Here is a 20107-nt window from a genome sequence, read left to right as displayed (position 1 = left end):
AATGGCATGAACACCTACGAAACACTGCGTAAAGACCTGGCGGCTGCGCCGCGCACCTGGCTTGTCACTGGCGTGGCTGGCTTCATCGGCTCGAACCTGCTCGAGACACTGCTGCAGCTGAATCAGCGCGTCATCGGCCTGGATAACTTTGAAACCGGTCACCAAAGCAACCTTGATTTGGTGCAACAGGCTGTACCAGGCACCGCTTGGGCACAGTTCAAGTTCGTGCAAGGCGATATTCGCAAGCTGGAAGATTGCCAGCGTGCCCTCGCAGAAGGCGTCGACTACGTTCTTCACCAGGCGGCACTGGGCAGCGTCCCCCGCTCGCTGGAAGATCCGATCCGTACCAACAGCACCAATATCGATGGCTTCCTGAACATGCTTGTCGCCAGCCGCGATGCCGGCGTCAAGCGCTTCGTCTATGCCGCTTCGAGCTCCACGTATGGCGACCATCCTGACCTGCCCAAGGTAGAGGATCGCATCGGTCGGCCGCTTTCGCCCTATGCCGTGACTAAATACGTCAACGAGTTGTACGCGGATGTGTTTGCACGTTGCTATGGTCTACAAACAATCGGTCTGCGGTACTTCAACGTATTCGGCCCAAGGCAGGATCCTGATGGCGCGTACGCGGCCGTCATTCCAAAGTGGTTTGGCGCCCTGCTCCGCGACGAAGCCATTCACATCAACGGCGACGGCGAAACCAGTCGAGACTTTTGCTTCGTTGCCAATGCTGTCCAGGCCAATCTGCTGGCGGCAACGACCCAAGAAGCCGAGGCGGTGAATCAGGTATACAACGTGGCGGTGGGTGACCGTACTACCTTGAACGAACTGTTCTCTCATATCCGCGATCTCGCCTCTGCCAGCCAGCCGGAACTCAAGGATGTGAACCCGGTGTACCGCGACTTCAGAGCCGCCGATGTGCGCCACTCCCAAGCGGACATCAGCAAGGCGCAATCATTGCTCGGCTATGCTCCGACACATCGCATTGCAGCCGGACTGCAGGATTCTGCGGCCTATTACACAACCCATGTAGGCAAGCATGTCTAAGATTGTCGTCATTGCCGGGCTCGCCGAATCCTTGATTCGGTTTCGCGGGGATCTTCTGGATGCAATGCGAGCGAATGGCCACGAAGTCGCCGCCATTGCACCCGAAGATGATGACTCCGTTCGTCAACGACTCGCCGCGAAAGGTATCGATTACCATGTCGTGCCAATGTCACGCGCCGGGTTGAATCCATTCGCCGACTTGCGCTACCTGCTGCAACTTAGCCGGTGCCTGCGCAGCATAAAGCCCGACGTGGTACTTGCGTATACGATTAAACCGGTGGTCTATGGATTGCCTGCTGCGCGCCTGGCGGGTGTCCGGCGGCGTTATGCGCTGATTACCGGGCTTGGGTATGCCTTTACCGACGCTGAAAAAAGCTTCAGCCGCAGCCTGGTAAATCGTGTTGCATCGGGCTTGTACCGGTTTGGATTACGCTTCGCCAATGGTTTGTTCTTCCAGAACCCGGACGACCGACAACTCTTCAAGGACCAGGGACTTTTCAACGCGAACCTCCCGAGCTGGATCGTCAATGGTTCCGGGGTCGACACCGAAAGCTTCCCGGTCGCCCCCCTGCCGTCCCACCCCAGCTTTTTGTTTGTGGGCAGAGTACTGCGGGACAAGGGGGTCATTGAGTATGTAGAGGCCGCTCGCGCGCTGAAATCCACCTTCCCGCAAGCGGCTTTCCACTTGGTCGGGCCTCTGGACTCCAACCCTTCGGGTATCAATGCCGATATCGTTTCAGGGTGGGTAAAAGAAGGCGTCGTCCAGTATCACGGAGCTGTCAGCGATGTGAAACCACACCTCGCAGCCTGCAGCGTATTCGTGCTGCCGTCATACCGTGAGGGGACACCGCGCTCGGTACTCGAAGCCATGTCCTGTGGGCGAGCCATTATTACCACCGACGCCCCCGGTTGTCGTGAGACGGTCCAGGACGGGGTCAACGGCTTGCTGGTCAGGCCGCGTGACTCGGCCGACCTGGCAACGGCAATGACACGCCTGGCGGGATCAAGCGAGCTACGGGAGCAAATGGGCCGCACAAGTCGCGAACTGGCTGAACAGAAGTATGACGTACACCGCGTAAACGCCGCCATGATTGAAGCCATGGAGTTACGCGGCTAATTGGCTGACCCGGTCCGGCGCGCTGTCAACACACTGCGCCGGGCGTTCCATGCGATACAGCCTTGCTCTCATCCGAGAGAAGAGGTACGCCTTCCAAGCCGGTGCTTATTACGTCGAGACATGACCAACCCCAGCAGAGGTCCAACGGCCAACCCCAGCAACAAGGCCCCCAAAATGTAAACCGAAACGGCCCATTGCGGAGTAGACCAGCCTACAAACACCAGCGAAACCGATTGCTGGTTTTCCAGAACGAACGCCAGGATCGCCAGAACCAGCACCAAGGCGACTACAGCGAGCAATACGCGCTTGAAATTACGCATTAGCGGACCCTTGAATTGTGGTGACCATCAAAGCCCCTCTTCCTCTTCCTCGTTCACACGATCGCGCAGCTCTTTGCCTGGCTTGAAGTGTGGAACGAATTTGCCGTCGAGACTGACCGACTGCCCGGTCTTCGGATTACGCCCTACCCGGGGCGCGCGGTAATGCAATGAGAAGCTGCCAAATCCACGGATCTCGATACGATCACCGGTGGCCAGGCATTGGGACATTTGCTCGAGCATGGTCTTGATGGCCAGCTCCACATCCTTGGATGAGAGCAGCCCTTGATGGGTGACAATTCGTTCGATCAACTCCGACTTCGTCATATTTTTCCCTTCTTTTTCAAGCAGCTAGATCAGCGCTTCAAAGGTTTTAGCACGCCCGGATGGATTTGAACAGCCCGAGTTTTCACATATCTTTACCAGCTGTGAGCTACCCTGTTGCGGAGCCAGCGGACGTTGATCGCCTCTTATTCGCTCATCTGCAGATCACCAGCATGGTGCGGGTCAGGTAACCGGCTGGATTGAAGCCAAAAGGATATTCATCCTCTTCCTTGGCATCATCGGACCTCGTCACGACCTTGTAGCCAGCGCCCTTGCACTCCTTGTCCGCTCGTTTGCGGCACTTTTCCCAGCCTGAGCCCAGCCCGGAGCAATCGACCTCGATGCCACTGACCCCGCGCTTAGCGTGAGTCTTGGCGTTAGTGGTACAACCTGCCAATGCCAGTACTGCCACTGCGACAATGAGCTTGTTCATTCATTTCCTTATGCCGGACGTTCTGCCCGACTGTCGTTTGCTTCAGGCTATAGACTAGCTGCAATTAAACGATTGATCCTGTTAAAGAAATAGACAGCTTGAGGGGTCTGCGGTTCATCACCTGAAACAAGGCAGCAACAAAAGATCAAAAAATCACCCTGTGCGGCAACGCATATAGTGCTCGGCGTGACCGATCCCGTGAGCGGCATCCCGCCAAATCGCAGGTACAAAAAAGGGCGACCGAAGTCGCCCTTTTTCTATGGTCTGACAGAACTTAGTTCTGTTTTTCCATTTGTGCACGCAACAGGTCGCCCAGAGTGGTAGGACCAGGAGCAGCGGTATCCGAAGCTGGCTTGTCGCGCAGGCTCTGGATGGCTTCTTTCTCTTCTTCAACGTCTTTCGACTTGATGGAGAGCTGGATTACACGGCTCTTGCGGTCAACGCTGATGATCTTGGCTTCTACTTCTTCGCCTTCTTTCAGAACGTTGCGCGCGTCTTCAACGCGGTCACGGCTGATTTCGGAGGCTTTCAGAGTTGCTTCGATATCGTCGGCCAGAGTGATGATGGCGCCTTTGGCGTCAACTTCTTTCACGATGCCTTTAACGATGGCGCCTTTGTCGTTCTCTTGAACGTACTCGGAGAACGGATCGCTTTCCAGTTGCTTGATACCCAGGGAGATGCGCTCGCGCTCTGGGTCAACCGACAGGATAACGGTGTCCAGCTCGTCGCCCTTCTTGAAGCGGCGAACGGCTTCTTCGCCCACTTCGTTCCAGGAGATGTCGGACAGGTGAACCAGACCGTCGATGCCGCCGTCCAGACCAATGAAGATACCGAAATCGGTGATCGACTTGATGGTGCCGGAGATTTTATCGCCCTTGTTGAACTGGCCAGAGAAGTCTTCCCATGGGTTGGACTTGCACTGCTTGATGCCGAGGGAGATACGACGACGCTCTTCGTCGATGTCCAGAACCATGACTTCCACTTCGTCGCCGACTTGTACGACTTTCGAAGGGTGGATGTTCTTGTTGGTCCAGTCCATTTCGGAAACGTGTACCAGGCCTTCAACGCCTTCTTCCAGCTCAGCGAAGCAGCCGTAGTCGGTCAGGTTGGTTACACGAGCGGTAACGCGAGTGCTTTCCGGGTAACGGGCTTTGATAGCAACCCATGGATCTTCGCCCAGTTGCTTGAGGCCCAGGGAAACACGATTGCGTTCGCGATCGTACTTCAGAACCTTGACATCGATCTCGTCGCCAACGTTGACGATTTCGGAAGGATGCTTGATACGCTTCCAAGCCATGTCGGTAATGTGCAGCAGGCCATCGACGCCACCCAGATCGACGAATGCGCCGTAATCGGTGAGGTTCTTGACGATACCTTTGACTTGTTGGCCTTCCTGCAAGGATTCCAGCAGAGCTTCGCGCTCGGCGGAGTTCTCGGCTTCCAGGACGCTACGACGGGAAACGACAACGTTGTTGCGCTTCTGGTCCAGCTTGATGACCTTGAATTCCAGCTCTTTGCCTTCCAGGTGCGTGGTGTCGCGCACAGGACGGACGTCAACCAGAGAACCTGGCAGGAACGCACGGATGCCGTTAACGTCGACTGTGAAGCCGCCTTTAACCTTACCGTTGATAACGCCCTTGACCACTTCTTCGGCTGCGAAGGCTGCTTCCAGAACAATCCAGCATTCAGCGCGCTTGGCTTTTTCACGGGACAGCTTGGTTTCACCAAAGCCGTCTTCAACCGAGTCCAGCGCAACGTGAACTTCGTCACCGACGTTGATAGTCAGTTCGCCAGCATCGTTGTAGAACTGCTCAAGCGGGATGAGTGCTTCAGACTTCAGGCCAGCGTGAACGGTTACCCAGCGAGCCTGGTAATCGATATCAACGATAACACCGGTGATGATGGAGCCTGCCTGAAGGTTCAGGGTTTTTAGGCTTTCTTCAAAGAGTTCCGCAAAGCTTTCGCTCATTTTAATTCCTGTTGAATAAGGGCGAAGGATACGCCCAGCTCCACATCCCAGACGACGTGGGTTACGTTCATTTAAAGAAACGACACAGGACTATGACTGGTCCCCTGGGTCGTTTCTTGGTCACCCGGCAATATCGCGGAGTGCGATCTCGCTCATGATGCGTTCAAGCACCTGTTCGATGGACAACTCCGTGGAATCCAGCTGTATCGCGTCAGCCGCCGGCTTGAGCGGGGCCACTGCGCGCTGGGTGTCACGCTCATCGCGTGCACGGATCTCATCTAGCAGACTCGACAGACTAACACCATCGACTTTGTCCTTCAACTGCAAGTATCGACGGCGCGCACGCTCCTCGGCACTGGCAGTGAGGAATATCTTCAACGGCGCATCGGGAAACACCACCGTGCCCATGTCGCGGCCGTCGGCCACCAGGCCCGGAGCCTCCTGGAATGCGCGCTGGCGCTGCAACAGCGCCTCACGCACGGCGGGCAGCGCCGCGACCTGGGAAGCACCCGAACCGATACTTTCGGTGCGGATGACATCGCTGACTTCGTCGCCTTCCAGGATGATGCGTTGCAGTTGACCGTGGGTCGCAGCGATGAACTGCACATCCAGATGAGCGGCGAGTTTTTTCAGCAGCTCTTCATTGGTCAAATCGACGCCGTGGTTATACGCCGCGAACGCGAGCAATCGATACAGTGCACCGGAGTCCAGCAGGTTCCAGCCCAGACGCTTGGCCAGGATCCCGGCGACCGTGCCTTTGCCGGAGCCGCTTGGCCCATCAATGGTGATGACCGGTGCGATGATTTTCACGACTGAGCCTCTTGTGCTACACGGATACCAACCTGCGCGCACAACGCAAGGAAGTTCGGGAACGACGTCGCGACGTTGGCACAGTCATGGATGCGGATCGGCGCAGTGGCGCGCAGCGAGGCCACGCTGAAGGCCATGGCGATGCGGTGATCGCCGTGACCGTGCACTTCGCCGCCGCCGATCTGGCCGCCGTCGATGATAATGCCGTCCGGGGTCGGTTCGCACTTGACGCCCAGCGCCAGCAGGCCATCGGCCATGACCTGGATCCGGTCCGACTCCTTGACTCGCAGCTCTTCGGCACCACGCAGGACGGTGCGCCCTTCGGCACAGGCCGCGGCCACGAACAGTACCGGGAATTCGTCGATGGCCAGTGGAACCAGCGCTTCGGGAATCTCGATACCCTTGAGTTTAGCTGCACGTACGCGCAGGTCCGCTACCGGCTCGCCGCCGACTTCACGCTGGTTTTCCAGGGTGATGTCAGCGCCCATCAAGCGCAGGATGTCGATCACGCCGGTTCGGGTCGGGTTGATGCCGACGTGCTCGAGCACCAGCTCCGAACCTTCGGCGATCGAAGCCGCCACCAGGAAAAACGCGGACGAGGAGATATCGCCCGGGACTTCAATGTGGGTGGCGGTCAGCTTGTGGCCAGACTCGACCGACGCGGTGGCACCGTTGACGCTGACCGGGTAGCCGAAGCCACGCAGCATACGCTCGGTGTGGTCTCGGGTCGGTGCAGGCTCGGTGACGGTGGTCTTGCCTTCGGCGTACAGGCCGGCCAGCAGCAGGCAGGATTTCACCTGGGCGCTGGCCATCGGCATGGTGTAGGTCAGGCCCTTGAGCGCGTTGCCGCCGCGAATGATCATCGGCGGACGCCCTTCGGCGGCGGTTTCGATCACGGCGCCCATTTCACGCAGCGGATTGGCCACGCGATTCATCGGGCGCTTGGACAGCGAGGCGTCACCGGTCAGGGTGCTGTCGAAGTCCTGTGCAGCCAACAAGCCGGACAGCAGGCGCATCGAGGTGCCGGAGTTGCCCAGGTAGATCGGGCCCGGTGCAGGCTTCAGGCCATGCAGACCGACGCCGTGAATGGTCACGCGACCGTGGTGCGGACCTTCGATCACCACGCCCATGTCGCGGAAGGCTTGCAAGGTCGCCAGGGCGTCTTCGCCCTCGAGGAAGCCTTCGACTTCGGTGACGCCTTCGGCCAGGGAGCCGAGCATGATCGAACGGTGGGAAATCGATTTATCGCCCGGTACACGAATCCGCCCAGTCAGGCGGCCACCAGGTTGTGCCAGGAAAATCAGGTCGTTGGAGTTCATAGCGTCCACATAAGCCCGGCGGGCCAGGATTTTACTGAAATGTTCGCGGGCAACCCGGGCGCGCGTGAACACGCCCAACAGTTGGTGCCCATCCCCTGCATCGACCGCGTCGCGCAAGGCGTCGAGGTCGCTGCGAAATGTATCGAGTGTGCGCAGGACAGCTTCGCGGTTGGCGAGGAAGATGTCGTGCCACATGACCGGGTCGCTCCCCGCGATTCTTGTGAAATCGCGGAAACCGCCGGCAGCGTAACGGAAGATCTCAAGGTTTTCATTGCGCTTGGCCAATGAATCGACCAGGCCGAACGCCAACAAGTGCGGCAAATGGCTGGTCGCCGCCAACACTTCGTCGTGACGCTCGACCTGCATGTGCTCGACATCGGCGCCCAGTTCGCGCCACAGGCGGTCGACCACGGCCAAGGCCGCCGGATCGGTTTGATCCAGCGGTGTCAGTATCACTTTATGGCGGCGGAACAGGTCGGCGTTGGAGGCTTCCACCCCGCTCTGCTCGGAACCGGCAATCGGGTGCCCCGGCACGAAACGCGCCGGCATGCCGCCGAACGCTGCTGTTGCCGCACGCACCACGTTGCCCTTGGCGCTGCCGACGTCGGTCAGAATCGCTTGCCCCAGGTTCATGCCGGCCAGGCGGCCGAGCATTTTTTCCATGGCGAGGATTGGCACGGCCAGTTGAATCACGTCGGCGCCTTGGCAAGCAGCGGCCAGGTCTTCTTCGCAGCGGTCCACCACACCCAGCTCGACCGCCAGCTTGCGCGACTGCGGATCGAGATCGACCCCGACCACTTCGCGACACAGGCCGCTGGCACGCAAGCCCTTGGCGAACGAACCGCCGATCAAACCCAGGCCGACCACCACCAGGCGCCCGATTACAGGTGCAGCGGATTGCAGCGCAGTAACATCAACCACGGGCCAGGACCTTGGTCAGCGCCTCGAGGAAGCGGCTGTTTTCCGCCGGCAGGCCGATGGTGATGCGCAGGTGGTTCGGCAGGCCGTAGTTGGCTACCGGGCGCACGATCACACCTTCGCGCAGCAAACCCTGGAATACGGGCATGGCAACACGACCGACGTCGACGCAAATGAAGTTGCCCTTGGATGGAATCCAGCTCAGCCCCAGCTCGCGGAAACCCGCTTCCAGCTGCTGCATGCCGGATTCGTTCAGGCGACGGCTTTCAGCCAGGTATTCGGCGTCTTGCAGTGCAGCGCAAGCAGCGGCCAAGGCCAGGCTGTTGACGTTGAACGGCTGACGCACGCGATTCAGCACATCGGCGACCACGGCGGTGGACAAGCCGTAACCCACCCGCAACGCCGCCAGGCCATAGGCCTTGGAGAAGGTACGGGAAACAAGCAGGTTCGGGTACGCCGCGAGATAGTCGAGACCATCCGGCAGATCGCTGCCTTCGGCGTATTCGATGTAGGCCTCGTCCAGCACAACCAGCACGTGTTCCGGCACATCCTGCAGGAACTCATCCAGTGCTTCGGCACCGAACCAGGTCCCGGTAGGGTTGTTCGGATTGGCGATGAACACCACGCGGGTATCGGCGTCGATCGCGGCCAGCATGGCCGACAGGTCATGCCCCCAGTCCTTGGCCGGGATCACTTTTGCCTGGGCACCAACGGCCTGGGTCACGATCGGGTAGACCGCAAACGCGTGCTCGCTGAACACCGCATTCAGGCCCGGTGCAAGATAGGCACGCGCGACCAGCTCGAGGATGTCGTTGGAACCGTTGCCCAGGGTCACCTGGTTCAGCTCGACGCGGCACTGCTCGGCCAGCAGGGTCTTGAGCGCAAAACCGTTGCCGTCCGGATAGCGGGTCAGCTCGGCCAGCTCTTCGCGAATCGCTGCCAGAGCCTTGGGACTTGCGCCCAACGGATTTTCGTTGCTCGCCAGTTTGACGATGCTGGCCGGATCGATGTCCAGCTCGCGCGCCAGTTCGTCCACAGGCTTGCCCGGAACGTAAGGCGAAAGTTGTTGCACGCCCGGCTGTGCCAGAGCGAGGAAGTCGCCACTCATTTGCTACCCCTTAGAGAACGGCTTTCGGGTAGGAACCCAGCACTTTGAGTGCCACTGCTTCCTGACTGATCTTTTCCAGCACACCTTTTACCAGCGGATCGCGGTGGTGGCCGACGAAATCGATGAAGAACACGTAGGTCCATTTACCGCTGCGCGACGGACGCGTCTCGATTCGCGTCAGGTCGATGCCGTTGTCGTGGAACGGCACCAGCAACTCGTGCAGTGCGCCAGGCTTGTTGCTCATGGACACGATGATCGAGGTCTTGTCGTCGCCGGTTGGCGGCACTTCCTGGCTGCCAATCATCAGGAATCGCGTGGAGTTGTCTGGGCGATCCTCGATTTTCTCTGCCAGACGGGTCAGCCCGTACAAGCCTGCGGCCATGTCGCCGGCAATCGCCGCCGAATTCCACTCGCCCTTGACCCGCTTGGCCGCTTCGGCATTGCTGGACACCGCCACGCGCTCGACATTCGGGTAATGGGCGTCCAGCCACTTGCGGCACTGGGCCAGGGACTGGGCGTGGGAATAGATGCGGCTGATGCTGTCGGTCTTGGTGTTTTCACCGACCAACAGATGGTGGTGAATGCGCAACTCGACTTCGCCACAGATCACCATGTCGTGCTCGAGGAAGCTGTCGAGGGTGTGGTTGACCGCGCCCTCGGTGGAGTTTTCCACCGGAACCACGCCAAAGTTCACCGCGCCGGCCGCCACTTCGCGGAACACTTCGTCGATGGCTGCCATTGGCTTGCTGATCACCGCATGGCCGAAGTGTTTCATGGCCGCCGCCTGGGTGAAGGTGCCCTCAGGGCCGAGGTAAGCCACTTTAAGCGGCTGCTCCAAGGCCAGGCACGAGGACATGATTTCGCGGAACAGCCGCGCCATCTCTTCGTTGCCCAGCGGCCCCTGGTTACGCTCCATCACGCGCTTGAGCACCTGAGCTTCACGCTCGGGACGATAGAACACTGGCACTTCGCCTTCGGCCAGCGAGGCCATCTTTACTCGCGCAACTTCCTGGGCGCAGCGTGCGCGCTCACTGATCAGCTCCAGGACTTTTTCGTCCAGGGCATCGATGCGCAGGCGCAGTGCCTTGAGTTCTTGCTCAGACATTAACCGTGTTCCTTCTCGAACTCTGCCATGTACGAAACCAGTGCGTTGACCGCAACGATATCGACGGCGTTATAGATGGAGGCACGCATGCCGCCCACGGATCGGTGACCCTTGAGGTTCAACAGGCCACGCTCGTCGGCACCGGCCAGGAATGGCTTGTCCAGACGGTCGTCCGCCAGGCGGAACGGCACGTTCATCCACGAGCGGTCCGATTTGTTGATCGGGTTGCTGTACAGGCCGCTGGCGTCGATGAAATCGTACAGCGTGCGCTGTTTCACGTCGTTGAGCTTGCCGATGGCTTCAACGCCACCCTGCTCCTTCAGCCATTCGAATACCAGGCCCGACAGGTACCAGGCCAGGGTTGGCGGCGTGTTGTACATCGAACCGTTATCGGCCGCGACCTTGTAGTTGAGCATGGTCGGGCACAGCGAACGGGCGCGACCCAGCAGGTCTTCGCGAATGATGGTGACGACCAGGCCGCTCGGGCCGATGTTCTTCTGGGCTCCGGCGTAGATCATGCCGAAGCGCGAAATATCCATCGGACGCGAGAGGATGTCCGAAGACATGTCGGCCACCAGCGGAACGTCACCGGTTTGCGGGATCCACTGGAATTCCAGGCCGCCGATGGTTTCGTTCGGCGCGTAGTGAACGTAGGCCGCGTCTTTGGACAGGTTCCACTCGTTCTGCCCGGGGATGGCGAAATAGTCGTAAGGCTTGGCGGTGGCCGCAACGTTGACGTGACCGTAGCGCGAAGCTTCTTCGATGGCTTTCTGCGACCAGATACCGGTGTCGATATAGTCGGCGGTGCCGCTTTCCGGCAACAGGTTCAGAGGGATCTGCGCGAATTGCTGACTGGCGCCGCCCTGCAGGAACAGCACTTTATAGTTCGAGGGGATATTCAGCAGATCACGCAGATCCTGCTCGGCCTTGGTGGCGATGGACACGAACTCATCACTGCGATGGCTCATTTCCATGACCGACAGGCCCTTGCCGTGCCAATCAAGGAGTTCACCCTGGGCGCGCTGCAGGACAGCTTCGGGAAGCGCCGCAGGACCGGCGCAGAAGTTATAGGCTCTCTTGCTCACATCCAATCTCGCTCTGATTTGGTGGTAACACGCAATATTACGGTGAGATCGTCCCGCGGATGGCAGGAACGATCAACTGTAGGAGCGAGCTTGCTCGCGATGGACTTGAAGACGCCGCGTTTAATCAGAAGACCCGCGTTATCGTTGACGTCCATCGCGAGCAAGCTCGCTCCTACAGGGTGTCATTTCCAAAGGGACAAACAACAAGGGGGCGAATTTTCATCCGTCCCCTGTGTGCCCGCTTACTCTTGCGGTTCTTCGTCAGCGGCGGCGTCGAGTTGCTGGTCGTCGGCAACGTCGTCGATCACGACCTCACCGTCGAACACTGCACCTTCTTCGCCCTCTTCGCCTTCCAGCTCTTCGCCTTCGACTTCCGACGGCTCCTGAACCCGTTCCAGGCCTACCAGCGTTTCATCGCTGGCCAGCTTGATCAGAGTCACGCCCTGGGTGTTACGACCCAGGCTGGAGACTTCGTCGACACGGGTACGAACCAGGGTGCCCTGGTCGGAGATCAGCATGATCTCTTCACCGTCCTGCACCTGCACCGCGCCGACCAGACGGCCGTTACGCTCGTTGCTGACCATGGCGATAACGCCCTGACCGCCACGTTTGTATTCAGGGAACTCGCTGATCGCCGTGCGCTTGCCGAAACCACGGGCCGAAGCCGTGAGGATCTCGCTGCCTTCTTCCGGAATCAGCATGGAGATCAGCTTCTGCCCTTCCGGCAGACGCATACCACGCACACCGCGGGCGGTACGGCCCATGGCGCGAACTTCGGATTCCTTGAAGCGAGTCACTTTGCCGCCGTCGGAGAACAGCATGATTTCCTGCTCGCCGTCAGTCACGGCTGCGGAAATCAGAATGTCGCCCTCGTCCAGCTCCAGCGCGATCAGACCGACGCTACGCTGACGACTGAAGGCCACCAGCGGCGTCTTCTTGACCGTACCGTTAGCGGTCGACATGAAGATGAACGGCGCCTTCTTGCGGTCAGCAGCCTTGATACGAGCACGACGCTCTTCGTCGGTTTCGTTGCTGTTTTCGATTTCTTCTACATCAGCCTCGGCGCCTTCGGCTTCTTCTTCGTCAGCCTGCCTCTTCATAGCTTCCAGATCGACCGGCAGCATGGTGGTGATGTATTCACCCTCGCTCAATGGCAAGAGGTTGACCAGTGGACGACCGCGGGCCGCGCGGGACGCTTCCGGAATCTCGTAGGTCTTGAGCCAGTACACCTTGCCTTTGCTGGAGAACAGCAGCAGCGTGGTGTGGCTGTTGGCGACCAGCAGGTGGGCGATGTAGTCCTCATCCTTGACGCCGGTGGCCGATTTTCCTTTACCGCCACGACGCTGGGCCTGGTACGCAGCCAACGGCTGGGTCTTGGCATAGCCACTGTGGGAAATGGTCACGACGCGCTCTTCTTCCGGGATCATGTCACCCAGGGTCAGGTCGAGACGGGCATCGAGAATCTCGGTGCGACGCACATCGCCGTATTCGGCGCGGATCACTTCCAGTTCTTCGCGGATCACTTCCATCAGGCGAGTGGCGCTGCTGAGGATGCGGATCAGTTCGCCGATCTGGTTGAGGATCTCTTGATACTCGGCCAGCAGCTTCTCGTGTTCCAGGCCGGTCAGGCGGTGCAGACGCAGTTCCAGAATGGCTTGCGCCTGTTCCGGCGACAGGAAGTACTTGCCTTCGCGCAGGCCGTATTGCGGGTCCAGGGTCTCTGGACGGCAGGAATCGGCACCGGCGCGCTCGACCATCGCGACCACGGCGGACGATTCCCACGCGGTCTTGATCAGCGCTTCCTTGGCTTCCGACGGCGTCGGCGAGGCCTTGATCAGGGCGATGACCGGGTCGATGTTCGACAGGGCAACCGCCTGGCCTTCCAGGATGTGGCCCCGTTCGCGGGCTTTACGCAGCTCGAACACGGTACGGCGGGTAACGACTTCGCGACGGTGACGTACGAAGGCTTCCAGCAGGTCCTTGAGGTTCAGGATCCGCGGACGACCGTCGATCAGCGCGACGATGTTGATACCGAACACCGCTTGCAGCTGGGTCTGGGCGTAGAGGTTGTTGAGGATCACCTCAGGCACTTCGCCGCGACGCAGTTCGATCACGACGCGCATGCCGTCCTTGTCGGACTCGTCGCGCAGTTCGGTGATGCCTTCGAGCTTCTTCTCTTTGACCAGCTCGGCGATCTTCTCGATCAGACGGGCCTTGTTCAGCTGGTAAGGCAGTTCGGTGATGACGATCTGCTGGCGACCACCGACCTTGTCGATGTCTTCGATCATCGAGCGGGCGCGCATGTAAATGCGCCCGCGACCGGTGCGGTAGGCTTCGATGATGCCGGCGCGACCGTTGATGATCGCGGCGGTCGGGAAGTCTGGACCCGGGATGTATTGCATCAGCTCATCGATGGTCAACTCAGGGTTGTCGATGAGTGCCAGGCAACCGTCGATGACTTCACCGAGGTTGTGCGGCGGGATGTTGGTCGCCATGCCAACGGCGATACCGCTGGAGCCGTTGACCAGCAGGTTGGGAATACGGGTCGGCATGACCGCCGGGATCATTTCGGTGCCGTCGTAGTTCGGCACCCAGTCCACGGTTTCTTTATGCAGGTCGGCCAGCAGCTCGTGCGCCAGCTTGGTCATGCGCACTTCGGTGTATCGCATGGCCGCGGCGTTGTCGCCGTCCACCGAACCGAAGTTGCCCTGGCCGTCTACCAGCAGGTAGCGCAGGGAGAATGGCTGCGCCATCCGAACGATGGTGTCGTACACCGCGGTATCACCGTGCGGGTGATACTTACCGATCACGTCACCGACAACACGGGCAGATTTCTTGTACGGCTTGTTGAAGTCGTTGCCCAGCTCGCTCATCGCGAACAGCACGCGCCGGTGCACGGGCTTCAAGCCATCGCGCGCATCCGGCAGTGCCCGCCCGACAATTACGCTCATCGCGTAGTCGAGGTAGGACTGCTTCAGCTCGTCTTCGATATTGACCGGGAGGATTTCTTTGGCCAGTTCGCCCATGAGAAGCCTGATTCCTTTTTCTGGTGAAACTTCGTCACATCCATATGGGACGAACGAAGCTCGCCGCTGCAGGCTGAGTGCCGTGCACCGACTTACGACAAATCAACGAGTTATGCCATGGATCTGCGCAGTGAAGACAACCCCGTGGGACTGCCTCGGAAAACGCCGGATGTTATCACAAGAGCCGCCACGCACCTATCCCCCTGATGCGCATGGAGCATAGTTAGTTGACCGATGACAGGCTTGAAGGGGACGAGAGAGGCTTAGAGGGTTGTCGATTGCAGATTTCAGGCTTGAATGAGGCTTGTTTGTTGACTTTCAGGGCCTCTTCGCGAGCAGGCTCGCTCCCACAGTTGAACGGGGTGCTTGCACAATAGCCGGCACAACAGCGATCCAGTGTGGGAGCGAGCCTGCTCGCGAAGGCGATTTGACAGGCGCCAAATACCTTTAATGCAACCGCTTGCGACACATCAACTGCGTCATTTTCGCCGTATCCGGCCGCTCGACAATGCCCTTTTCCGTGACGATCACATCGATCAGGTCGGCCGGGGTCACGTCGAACACCGGGTTGAACGCGGCGACATCGGCGCCGAGCCGCATACCGCCGACTTCCAGCAACTCGCGACCGTCGCGCTCTTCGATCGGAATATCGTCGCCGCTGGCCAGGTTCATGTCGATGGTCGAGCTCGGCGCCACGACCATGAAGCGCACGCCATGGTGCATGGCATTCACCGCCAATTGGTAGGTGCCGATTTTATTCGCCACGTCACCATTGGCGCTGATACGGTCGGCCCCGACGATCACCCAGGTGATGCCCTTGGTCTTCATGATATGGGCCGCGGCCGAGTCGGCATTGAGCGTGACCGGAATCCCCTCGTTGGCCAGTTCCCACGCGGTCAGGCGCGAACCTTGCAGCCAGGGCCGGGTTTCGTCGGCGTACACCCGCTCGACCATGCCTTCAAGGAACGCCCCGCGAATCACCCCCAGCGCGGTGCCGAAGCCGCCGGTCGCCAGCGCGCCGGTGTTGCAATGGGTCAGGAACGCCTGGGCATTGCCCTGGTGCTTGCGAATCAGGTCCACCCCCAGTTGAGCCATGGTCAGGTTGGCTTCGCGATCGCTTTCATGAATGGCAAGGGCCTCGGCTTCCAGGACCGCCAGCGGATCGGCGTGATGCTTGAGACGACCAAGCCGTTCGCGCATGCGGCCCAGGGCCCAGAACAGATTGACCGCGGTCGGACGTGCATCGGCGAGCACTGCGAAATCCTCTTCCAGCGCCGTCCTCCAGTCGCCGCCTTCGGCAAACCGGGCACGCGCCGCCAGCACCACACCATAAGCGGCACTGATGCCGATGGCCGGCGCGCCACGCACGACCATCGAGCGAATGGCCTCGGCCACTCCCGCAGCGCTGGTATAGCCGATCCACGTTTCCTCGAATGGCAAAATACGTTGATCCAGCAGATACAGGGCGCCATCACGCCAATCGATGGCCTTCACCTTCTCCGCAGCCAACAGTCGATCGCGCATTCCCCACCCCGCACTCAGAAACAAAAGCCGCCGATTATAGCGATCCCCCCGCGAACACGCTCGGGTATACTTCGCCATCCTTTATAAAAGCACTGGAACCCATCCTCGATGCCGAACACTGCCGTTGCGCTCGACCTGCTATTACTGCCCACCTGGCTGGTACCCGTCGAACCTGCTGGCGTTGTCCTCAAGGAGCACGCTCTCGGCATCCGCGACGGACGCATCGTCTTTATCAGCCCGCGTGCCGCGGCACTGAAGCTTGATGCCAGAGAAATCCGCGAACTGCCGGACATGCTGCTCTGCCCTGGCCTGATCAACGCTCACGGGCATGCCGCGATGACACTGTTCCGCGGCCTGGCGGACGACCTGCCGCTGATGGCCTGGCTGGAAAACCACATTTGGCCGGCCGAAGCCAAATGGGTAGACGAAACCTTTGTTCGCGACGGCACAGACCTGGCGATCGCCGAGCAGATCAAAGGCGGCATCACGTGCTTCTCCGACATGTATTTCTTCCCCAAGGTTGCCAGCGAATGCATCCATGACAGCGGCATTCGCGGGCAAATCGCCATACCGATCCTCGACTTTCCGATCCCGGGCGCCAGCACGGCGGACGATGCCATTCGTCAGGGCGTCGAACTGTTCAACGATCTCAAGCACCACGAGCGTATCAAAATCACCTTTGGCCCCCATGCACCCTACACCGTGGGCGACGAAAACCTGGAGAAAATCCGGGTGATCGCCGAAGAACTGGACGCCTCGATTCACATGCATGTCCACGAAACCGCCTTCGAAGTGCAGCAATCGGTCGAGCAGTGCGGCGAACGCCCATTGGCCCGCCTTGGCCGCCTGGGCCTTCTGGGGCCACGCTTCCAGGCGGTTCACATGACGCAAATCAGCGATGAAGACCTGGTGTTGCTGGTAGAAAGCAATACCAGCGTGATCCATTGCCCGGAATCGAACCTGAAGCTGGCCAGCGGCTTCTGCCCGGTGGAGCGTTTGTGGCAGGCCGGCGTCAATGTCGCCATCGGCACCGATGGCGCGGCGAGCAATAATGACCTGGACCTGCTCGGCGAAACCCGCACCGCGGCATTGCTGGCCAAGGCCGTTGCCGGCTCCGCCACCGCCCTGGACGCCCATCGCGCGCTACGCATGGCCACCCTCAACGGCGCCCGCGCGCTGGGGATCGAAGCCGAGGTCGGCTCGCTGGAAGTCGGCAAAGCCGCGGACATGGTGGCATTCGATCTCTCGGGCCTGGCACAGCAACCGGTCTACGACCCGGTTTCGCAGCTTATATACGCCACTGGCCGGGACTGCGTGAAACACCTTTGGGTCGCCGGCAAGCAATTGCTCGACGACCGCCGCCTGACCCGCCTGGATGAAGACCGGCTCTGCGCCACGGCCAAGGCCTGGGGCCAGCGCATCAGCGGCCGTACCGAATCGTAAGCCCCCGGTCGGGGCAACAGGATTTTTCAAGTTTCAGAGGACTTAAGCATGAGCAACGTCGACTACGCCGAAATCGCCAAATTCGAAGCCCTGGCCCATCGCTGGTGGGATCGCGAAAGCGAGTTCAAACCGCTGCACGATATCAACCCGCTGCGGGTCAACTGGATTGACGAACGGGTTCACCTGGCTGGCAAGAAAGTCCTCGACGTCGGTTGCGGCGGCGGCATTCTCAGCGAAGCCATGGCCCAGCGCGGCGCGACCGTGACGGGTATCGACATGGGCGAAGCGCCACTGGCGGTCGCGCAATTGCATCAGCTGGAGTCGGGCGTGAGTGTCGAGTACCGGCAGATCACCGCCGAAGCCCTGGCCGAAGAGATGCCCGAGCAGTTCGATGTGGTCACCTGCCTGGAAATGCTCGAGCACGTGCCGGACCCTTCCTCGGTGATCCGCGCCTGCTTCCGCATGGTCAAGCCCGGTGGCCAGGTGTTTTTCTCCACCATCAACCGCAACCCGAAGGCGTACCTGTTCGCCATCGTCGGCGCCGAATACATCATGAAGCTGCTGCCGCGCGGCACCCACGACTTCAAGAAATTCATCCGCCCTTCCGAGCTGGGTGCCTGGAGCCGCATGGCCGGGCTGACCGTCAAGGACATCATCGGCCTGACCTACAACCCGCTGACCAAACACTACAAGCTCGCGTCCGACGTGGACGTCAACTACATGATCCAGACCCTGCGCGAGGAGTAAGCCGATGCGTATCAGAGCAGTTCTTTTCGACATGGACGGCACCCTGCTCGACACCGCGCCGGACTTCATTGCCATCTGTCAGGCGATGCGCTCCGACCGCGGCTTGCCGCCGATCAACGACAAACACATTCGCGACGAAATCTCCGGCGGCGCCAAGGCGATGGTCGCCGTGACCTTTTCCATGGACCCGGAATCGCCGGGATTTGAGGAGCTGCGCCTGGAGTTCCTCGAGCGTTATCTAGTGGGTTGCGCCGTTCACAGCAAATTGTTCGACGGCATGGGCGAATTGCTGGCCGATATCGAGAAAGCCAGGTTGGTCTGGGGCGTGGTCACCAACAAGCCGCTGCGGTTCGCCGAGCCGATCATGCGGCGGCTGGGGCTGGCCGAGCGCTCGGCGCTGCTGATTTGTCCGGACCATGTGAAGAACAGCAAACCAGACCCGGAACCGCTGATTCTCGCCTGCAAGATGCTCGACCTGGACCCGGCAAGCGTATTGTTCGTGGGGGATGACCTGCGCGATATCGAATCCGGTCGCGACGCTGGCACCCGAACCGCTGCGGTGACCTTTGGCTACATCCATCCGGACGATAACCCGCGGCACTGGGGGGCGGATGTGGTGGTCGATCATCCGCTGGAGTTGCGCAAGGTGCTTGATAGCGCGCTTTGCGGCTGCTGAACCAGCCCGCTTTTTTGTAGGAGCGAGCCTGCTCGCGAAAAACCTGAGAACGCCACGGGGTATCAGTTTTGTCGCGTTATCGTTCACGACCATCGCGAGCAGGCTCGCTCCCACAGGTTAGCGCTTCACCTAAAGAATTTATGTTGAGGTTTTTTATGTTTGATTATTCCGCCCGCCCCGAACTGCTCAAGGACCGGGTCATCCTGGTCACCGGTGCCGGTCGTGGCATCGGCGCTGCCGCCGCGAAAACCTACGCCGCCCACGGCGCTACCGTGCTGCTGCTGGGCAAGACCGAGGCCAACCTGACTCAGGTCTATGATGACATTGAAGCCGCCGGTCACCCACAGCCGGTGGTGATCCCGTTCAACCTGGAAACCGCCCTGCCCCATCAATACGATGAGCTGGCGGCGATGATCGAAACCGAATTCGGCCACCTCGACGGCCTGTTGCACAACGCGTCGATCATCGGTCCGCGTACGCCGATCGAGCAGCTGTCGGGTGAAAACTTCATGCGCGTCATGCACGTCAACGTCAACGCGATGTTCATGCTGACCAGTACACTGCTGCCGCTGCTCAAACTGTCTCAGGACGCCTCGGTGGTGTTCACTTCCAGCAGCGTCGGCCGCAAGGGGCGTGCGTATTGGGGAGCGTACGGGGTCTCGAAATTTGCCACCGAAGGCTTGATGCAAACCCTGGCCGATGAAGTCGATACCGTGGCACCGGTGCGCGCCAACAGCATCAACCCCGGCGCCACCCGCACCAGCATGCGCGCCCAGGCCTATCCCGGGGAAAACCCGCTGAACAATCCGACGCCGGAGGAGATCATGCCGGTCTATCTGTATCTGATGGGGCCGGACAGCACCGGCATCAACGGCCAGGCTTTCAACGCTCAATAACGCCGTGCGTCGCTTTTGTCCCGCGACAGCATCTTGTCGCGGCGCCTGAAATACCCTTCCACTGCACCGTTTTGCAAGTCAAACAACCGGCATTGCTCGCCACTCCCTCCCCGCACACCTCTCAAGCCACTGAATTATAACGTTATAATTCAGTGGAACATTCTGGCATGGCTTTCGCTCTAAACCTGCTCAGACACGCGGTGTGAAAGCAGACGGGACGTCGATAGTTACTTTATCTTCAGG

Annotated in this window: 17 protein-coding genes; 6 read left to right on the top strand and 11 right to left on the bottom strand. The window is 60.0% G+C overall.

Going from position 1 to position 20107, the window contains the following annotated elements:
- Nucleotides 1–6: 6 nt before the first annotated feature.
- Entirely contained in the window at nucleotides 7–1047 is a 1041-nt protein-coding gene (locus tag J2W17_RS02145; protein WP_307328468.1) for an NAD-dependent epimerase/dehydratase family protein, read from the top strand.
- A complete protein-coding gene (locus J2W17_RS02140) occupies nucleotides 1040–2164 on the top strand; it encodes a glycosyltransferase family 4 protein (RefSeq protein ID WP_307328465.1) in 1125 nt (374 codons plus the stop codon). Before J2W17_RS02145 ends, J2W17_RS02140 begins: the two co-directional genes overlap by 8 nt.
- Before the next feature lie 68 nt (nucleotides 2165–2232).
- Here J2W17_RS02140 and J2W17_RS02135 read toward each other — a convergent pair whose 3' ends face one another.
- From J2W17_RS02135 to mtnA, 11 genes are all read right to left on the bottom strand, one after another.
- A complete protein-coding gene (locus J2W17_RS02135) occupies nucleotides 2233–2484 on the bottom strand; it encodes a lipopolysaccharide assembly protein LapA domain-containing protein (RefSeq protein ID WP_307328462.1) in 252 nt (83 codons plus the stop codon).
- 27 nt (nucleotides 2485–2511) lie between these two features.
- A complete protein-coding gene (gene ihfB, locus J2W17_RS02130; protein ID WP_007899751.1) occupies nucleotides 2512–2808 on the bottom strand; it encodes an integration host factor subunit beta in 297 nt (98 codons plus the stop codon).
- Between the two features lie 151 nt (nucleotides 2809–2959).
- A complete protein-coding gene (locus J2W17_RS02125) occupies nucleotides 2960–3238 on the bottom strand; it encodes a hypothetical protein (protein WP_064678977.1) in 279 nt (92 codons plus the stop codon).
- Between the two features lie 274 nt (nucleotides 3239–3512).
- Nucleotides 3513–5207: a 30S ribosomal protein S1 gene (gene rpsA, locus J2W17_RS02120; RefSeq protein ID WP_140681797.1), complete on the bottom strand. Its 1695-nt coding sequence runs from the start codon at nucleotides 5205–5207 to the stop codon at nucleotides 3513–3515.
- 120 nt (nucleotides 5208–5327) lie between these two features.
- Complete coding sequence (gene cmk, locus J2W17_RS02115) at nucleotides 5328–6017, bottom strand: (d)CMP kinase (RefSeq protein WP_307328446.1); 690 nt, start codon at nucleotides 6015–6017, stop codon at nucleotides 5328–5330.
- Nucleotides 6014–8257 (bottom strand): bifunctional prephenate dehydrogenase/3-phosphoshikimate 1-carboxyvinyltransferase, encoded by a 2244-nt coding sequence (locus J2W17_RS02110; RefSeq protein ID WP_307328443.1) that lies wholly within the window; start codon nucleotides 8255–8257, stop codon nucleotides 6014–6016. Before J2W17_RS02110 ends, cmk begins: the two co-directional genes overlap by 4 nt.
- Nucleotides 8250–9362: a histidinol-phosphate transaminase gene (gene hisC / locus J2W17_RS02105; RefSeq protein WP_307328440.1), complete on the bottom strand. Its 1113-nt coding sequence runs from the start codon at nucleotides 9360–9362 to the stop codon at nucleotides 8250–8252. Before hisC ends, J2W17_RS02110 begins: the two co-directional genes overlap by 8 nt.
- A 10-nt stretch (nucleotides 9363–9372) precedes the next feature.
- Nucleotides 9373–10467, bottom strand: coding sequence for a prephenate dehydratase (gene pheA / locus J2W17_RS02100; protein ID WP_007899727.1), 1095 nt, complete (start codon nucleotides 10465–10467; stop codon nucleotides 9373–9375).
- Nucleotides 10467–11552 (bottom strand): 3-phosphoserine/phosphohydroxythreonine transaminase, encoded by a 1086-nt coding sequence (gene serC, locus J2W17_RS02095; protein ID WP_064678981.1) that lies wholly within the window; start codon nucleotides 11550–11552, stop codon nucleotides 10467–10469. The genes pheA and serC overlap by 1 nt, the downstream gene beginning before the upstream one ends.
- A gap of 242 nt (nucleotides 11553–11794) precedes the next feature.
- Nucleotides 11795–14578 carry a DNA gyrase subunit A gene (gene gyrA, locus J2W17_RS02090; protein WP_307328434.1) on the bottom strand — a complete coding sequence of 928 codons (2784 nt, stop codon included), beginning with the start codon at nucleotides 14576–14578 and terminating at the stop codon, nucleotides 11795–11797.
- A gap of 447 nt (nucleotides 14579–15025) precedes the next feature.
- Nucleotides 15026–16102, bottom strand: a complete 1077-nt coding sequence (mtnA, locus tag J2W17_RS02085; protein WP_307328432.1) for an S-methyl-5-thioribose-1-phosphate isomerase — start codon at nucleotides 16100–16102, stop codon at nucleotides 15026–15028.
- 108 nt (nucleotides 16103–16210) lie between these two features.
- Here mtnA and J2W17_RS02080 point away from each other — a divergent pair, with 108 nt between their 5' ends.
- The 4 genes from J2W17_RS02080 to J2W17_RS02065 all read left to right on the top strand — a co-directional run bounded on the left by J2W17_RS02080 (nucleotide 16211) and on the right by J2W17_RS02065 (nucleotide 19864).
- A complete protein-coding gene (locus tag J2W17_RS02080) occupies nucleotides 16211–17545 on the top strand; it encodes a TRZ/ATZ family hydrolase (protein WP_307328429.1) in 1335 nt (444 codons plus the stop codon).
- 48 nt (nucleotides 17546–17593) lie between these two features.
- Nucleotides 17594–18292: a bifunctional 2-polyprenyl-6-hydroxyphenol methylase/3-demethylubiquinol 3-O-methyltransferase UbiG gene (gene ubiG, locus J2W17_RS02075; RefSeq protein WP_307328426.1), complete on the top strand. Its 699-nt coding sequence runs from the start codon at nucleotides 17594–17596 to the stop codon at nucleotides 18290–18292.
- Between the two features lie 4 nt (nucleotides 18293–18296).
- Nucleotides 18297–18968 carry an N-acetylmuramic acid 6-phosphate phosphatase MupP gene (gene mupP / locus J2W17_RS02070; RefSeq protein ID WP_307328423.1) on the top strand — a complete coding sequence of 224 codons (672 nt, stop codon included), beginning with the start codon at nucleotides 18297–18299 and terminating at the stop codon, nucleotides 18966–18968.
- A 155-nt stretch (nucleotides 18969–19123) separates the two neighbouring features.
- Nucleotides 19124–19864 (top strand): YciK family oxidoreductase, encoded by a 741-nt coding sequence (locus J2W17_RS02065; protein ID WP_154851280.1) that lies wholly within the window; start codon nucleotides 19124–19126, stop codon nucleotides 19862–19864.
- The last annotated feature ends 243 nt before the right edge of the window (nucleotides 19865–20107 follow it).

Origin of the sequence: Pseudomonas lini, from assembly GCF_030812475.1 — a bacterium.
In the GTDB taxonomy this organism is placed as follows: domain Bacteria; phylum Pseudomonadota; class Gammaproteobacteria; order Pseudomonadales; family Pseudomonadaceae; genus Aquipseudomonas; species Aquipseudomonas lini_A.
Note: the sequence above shows the minus strand (reverse complement) of the source record. Positions and strands in the feature narration are given on the sequence as shown.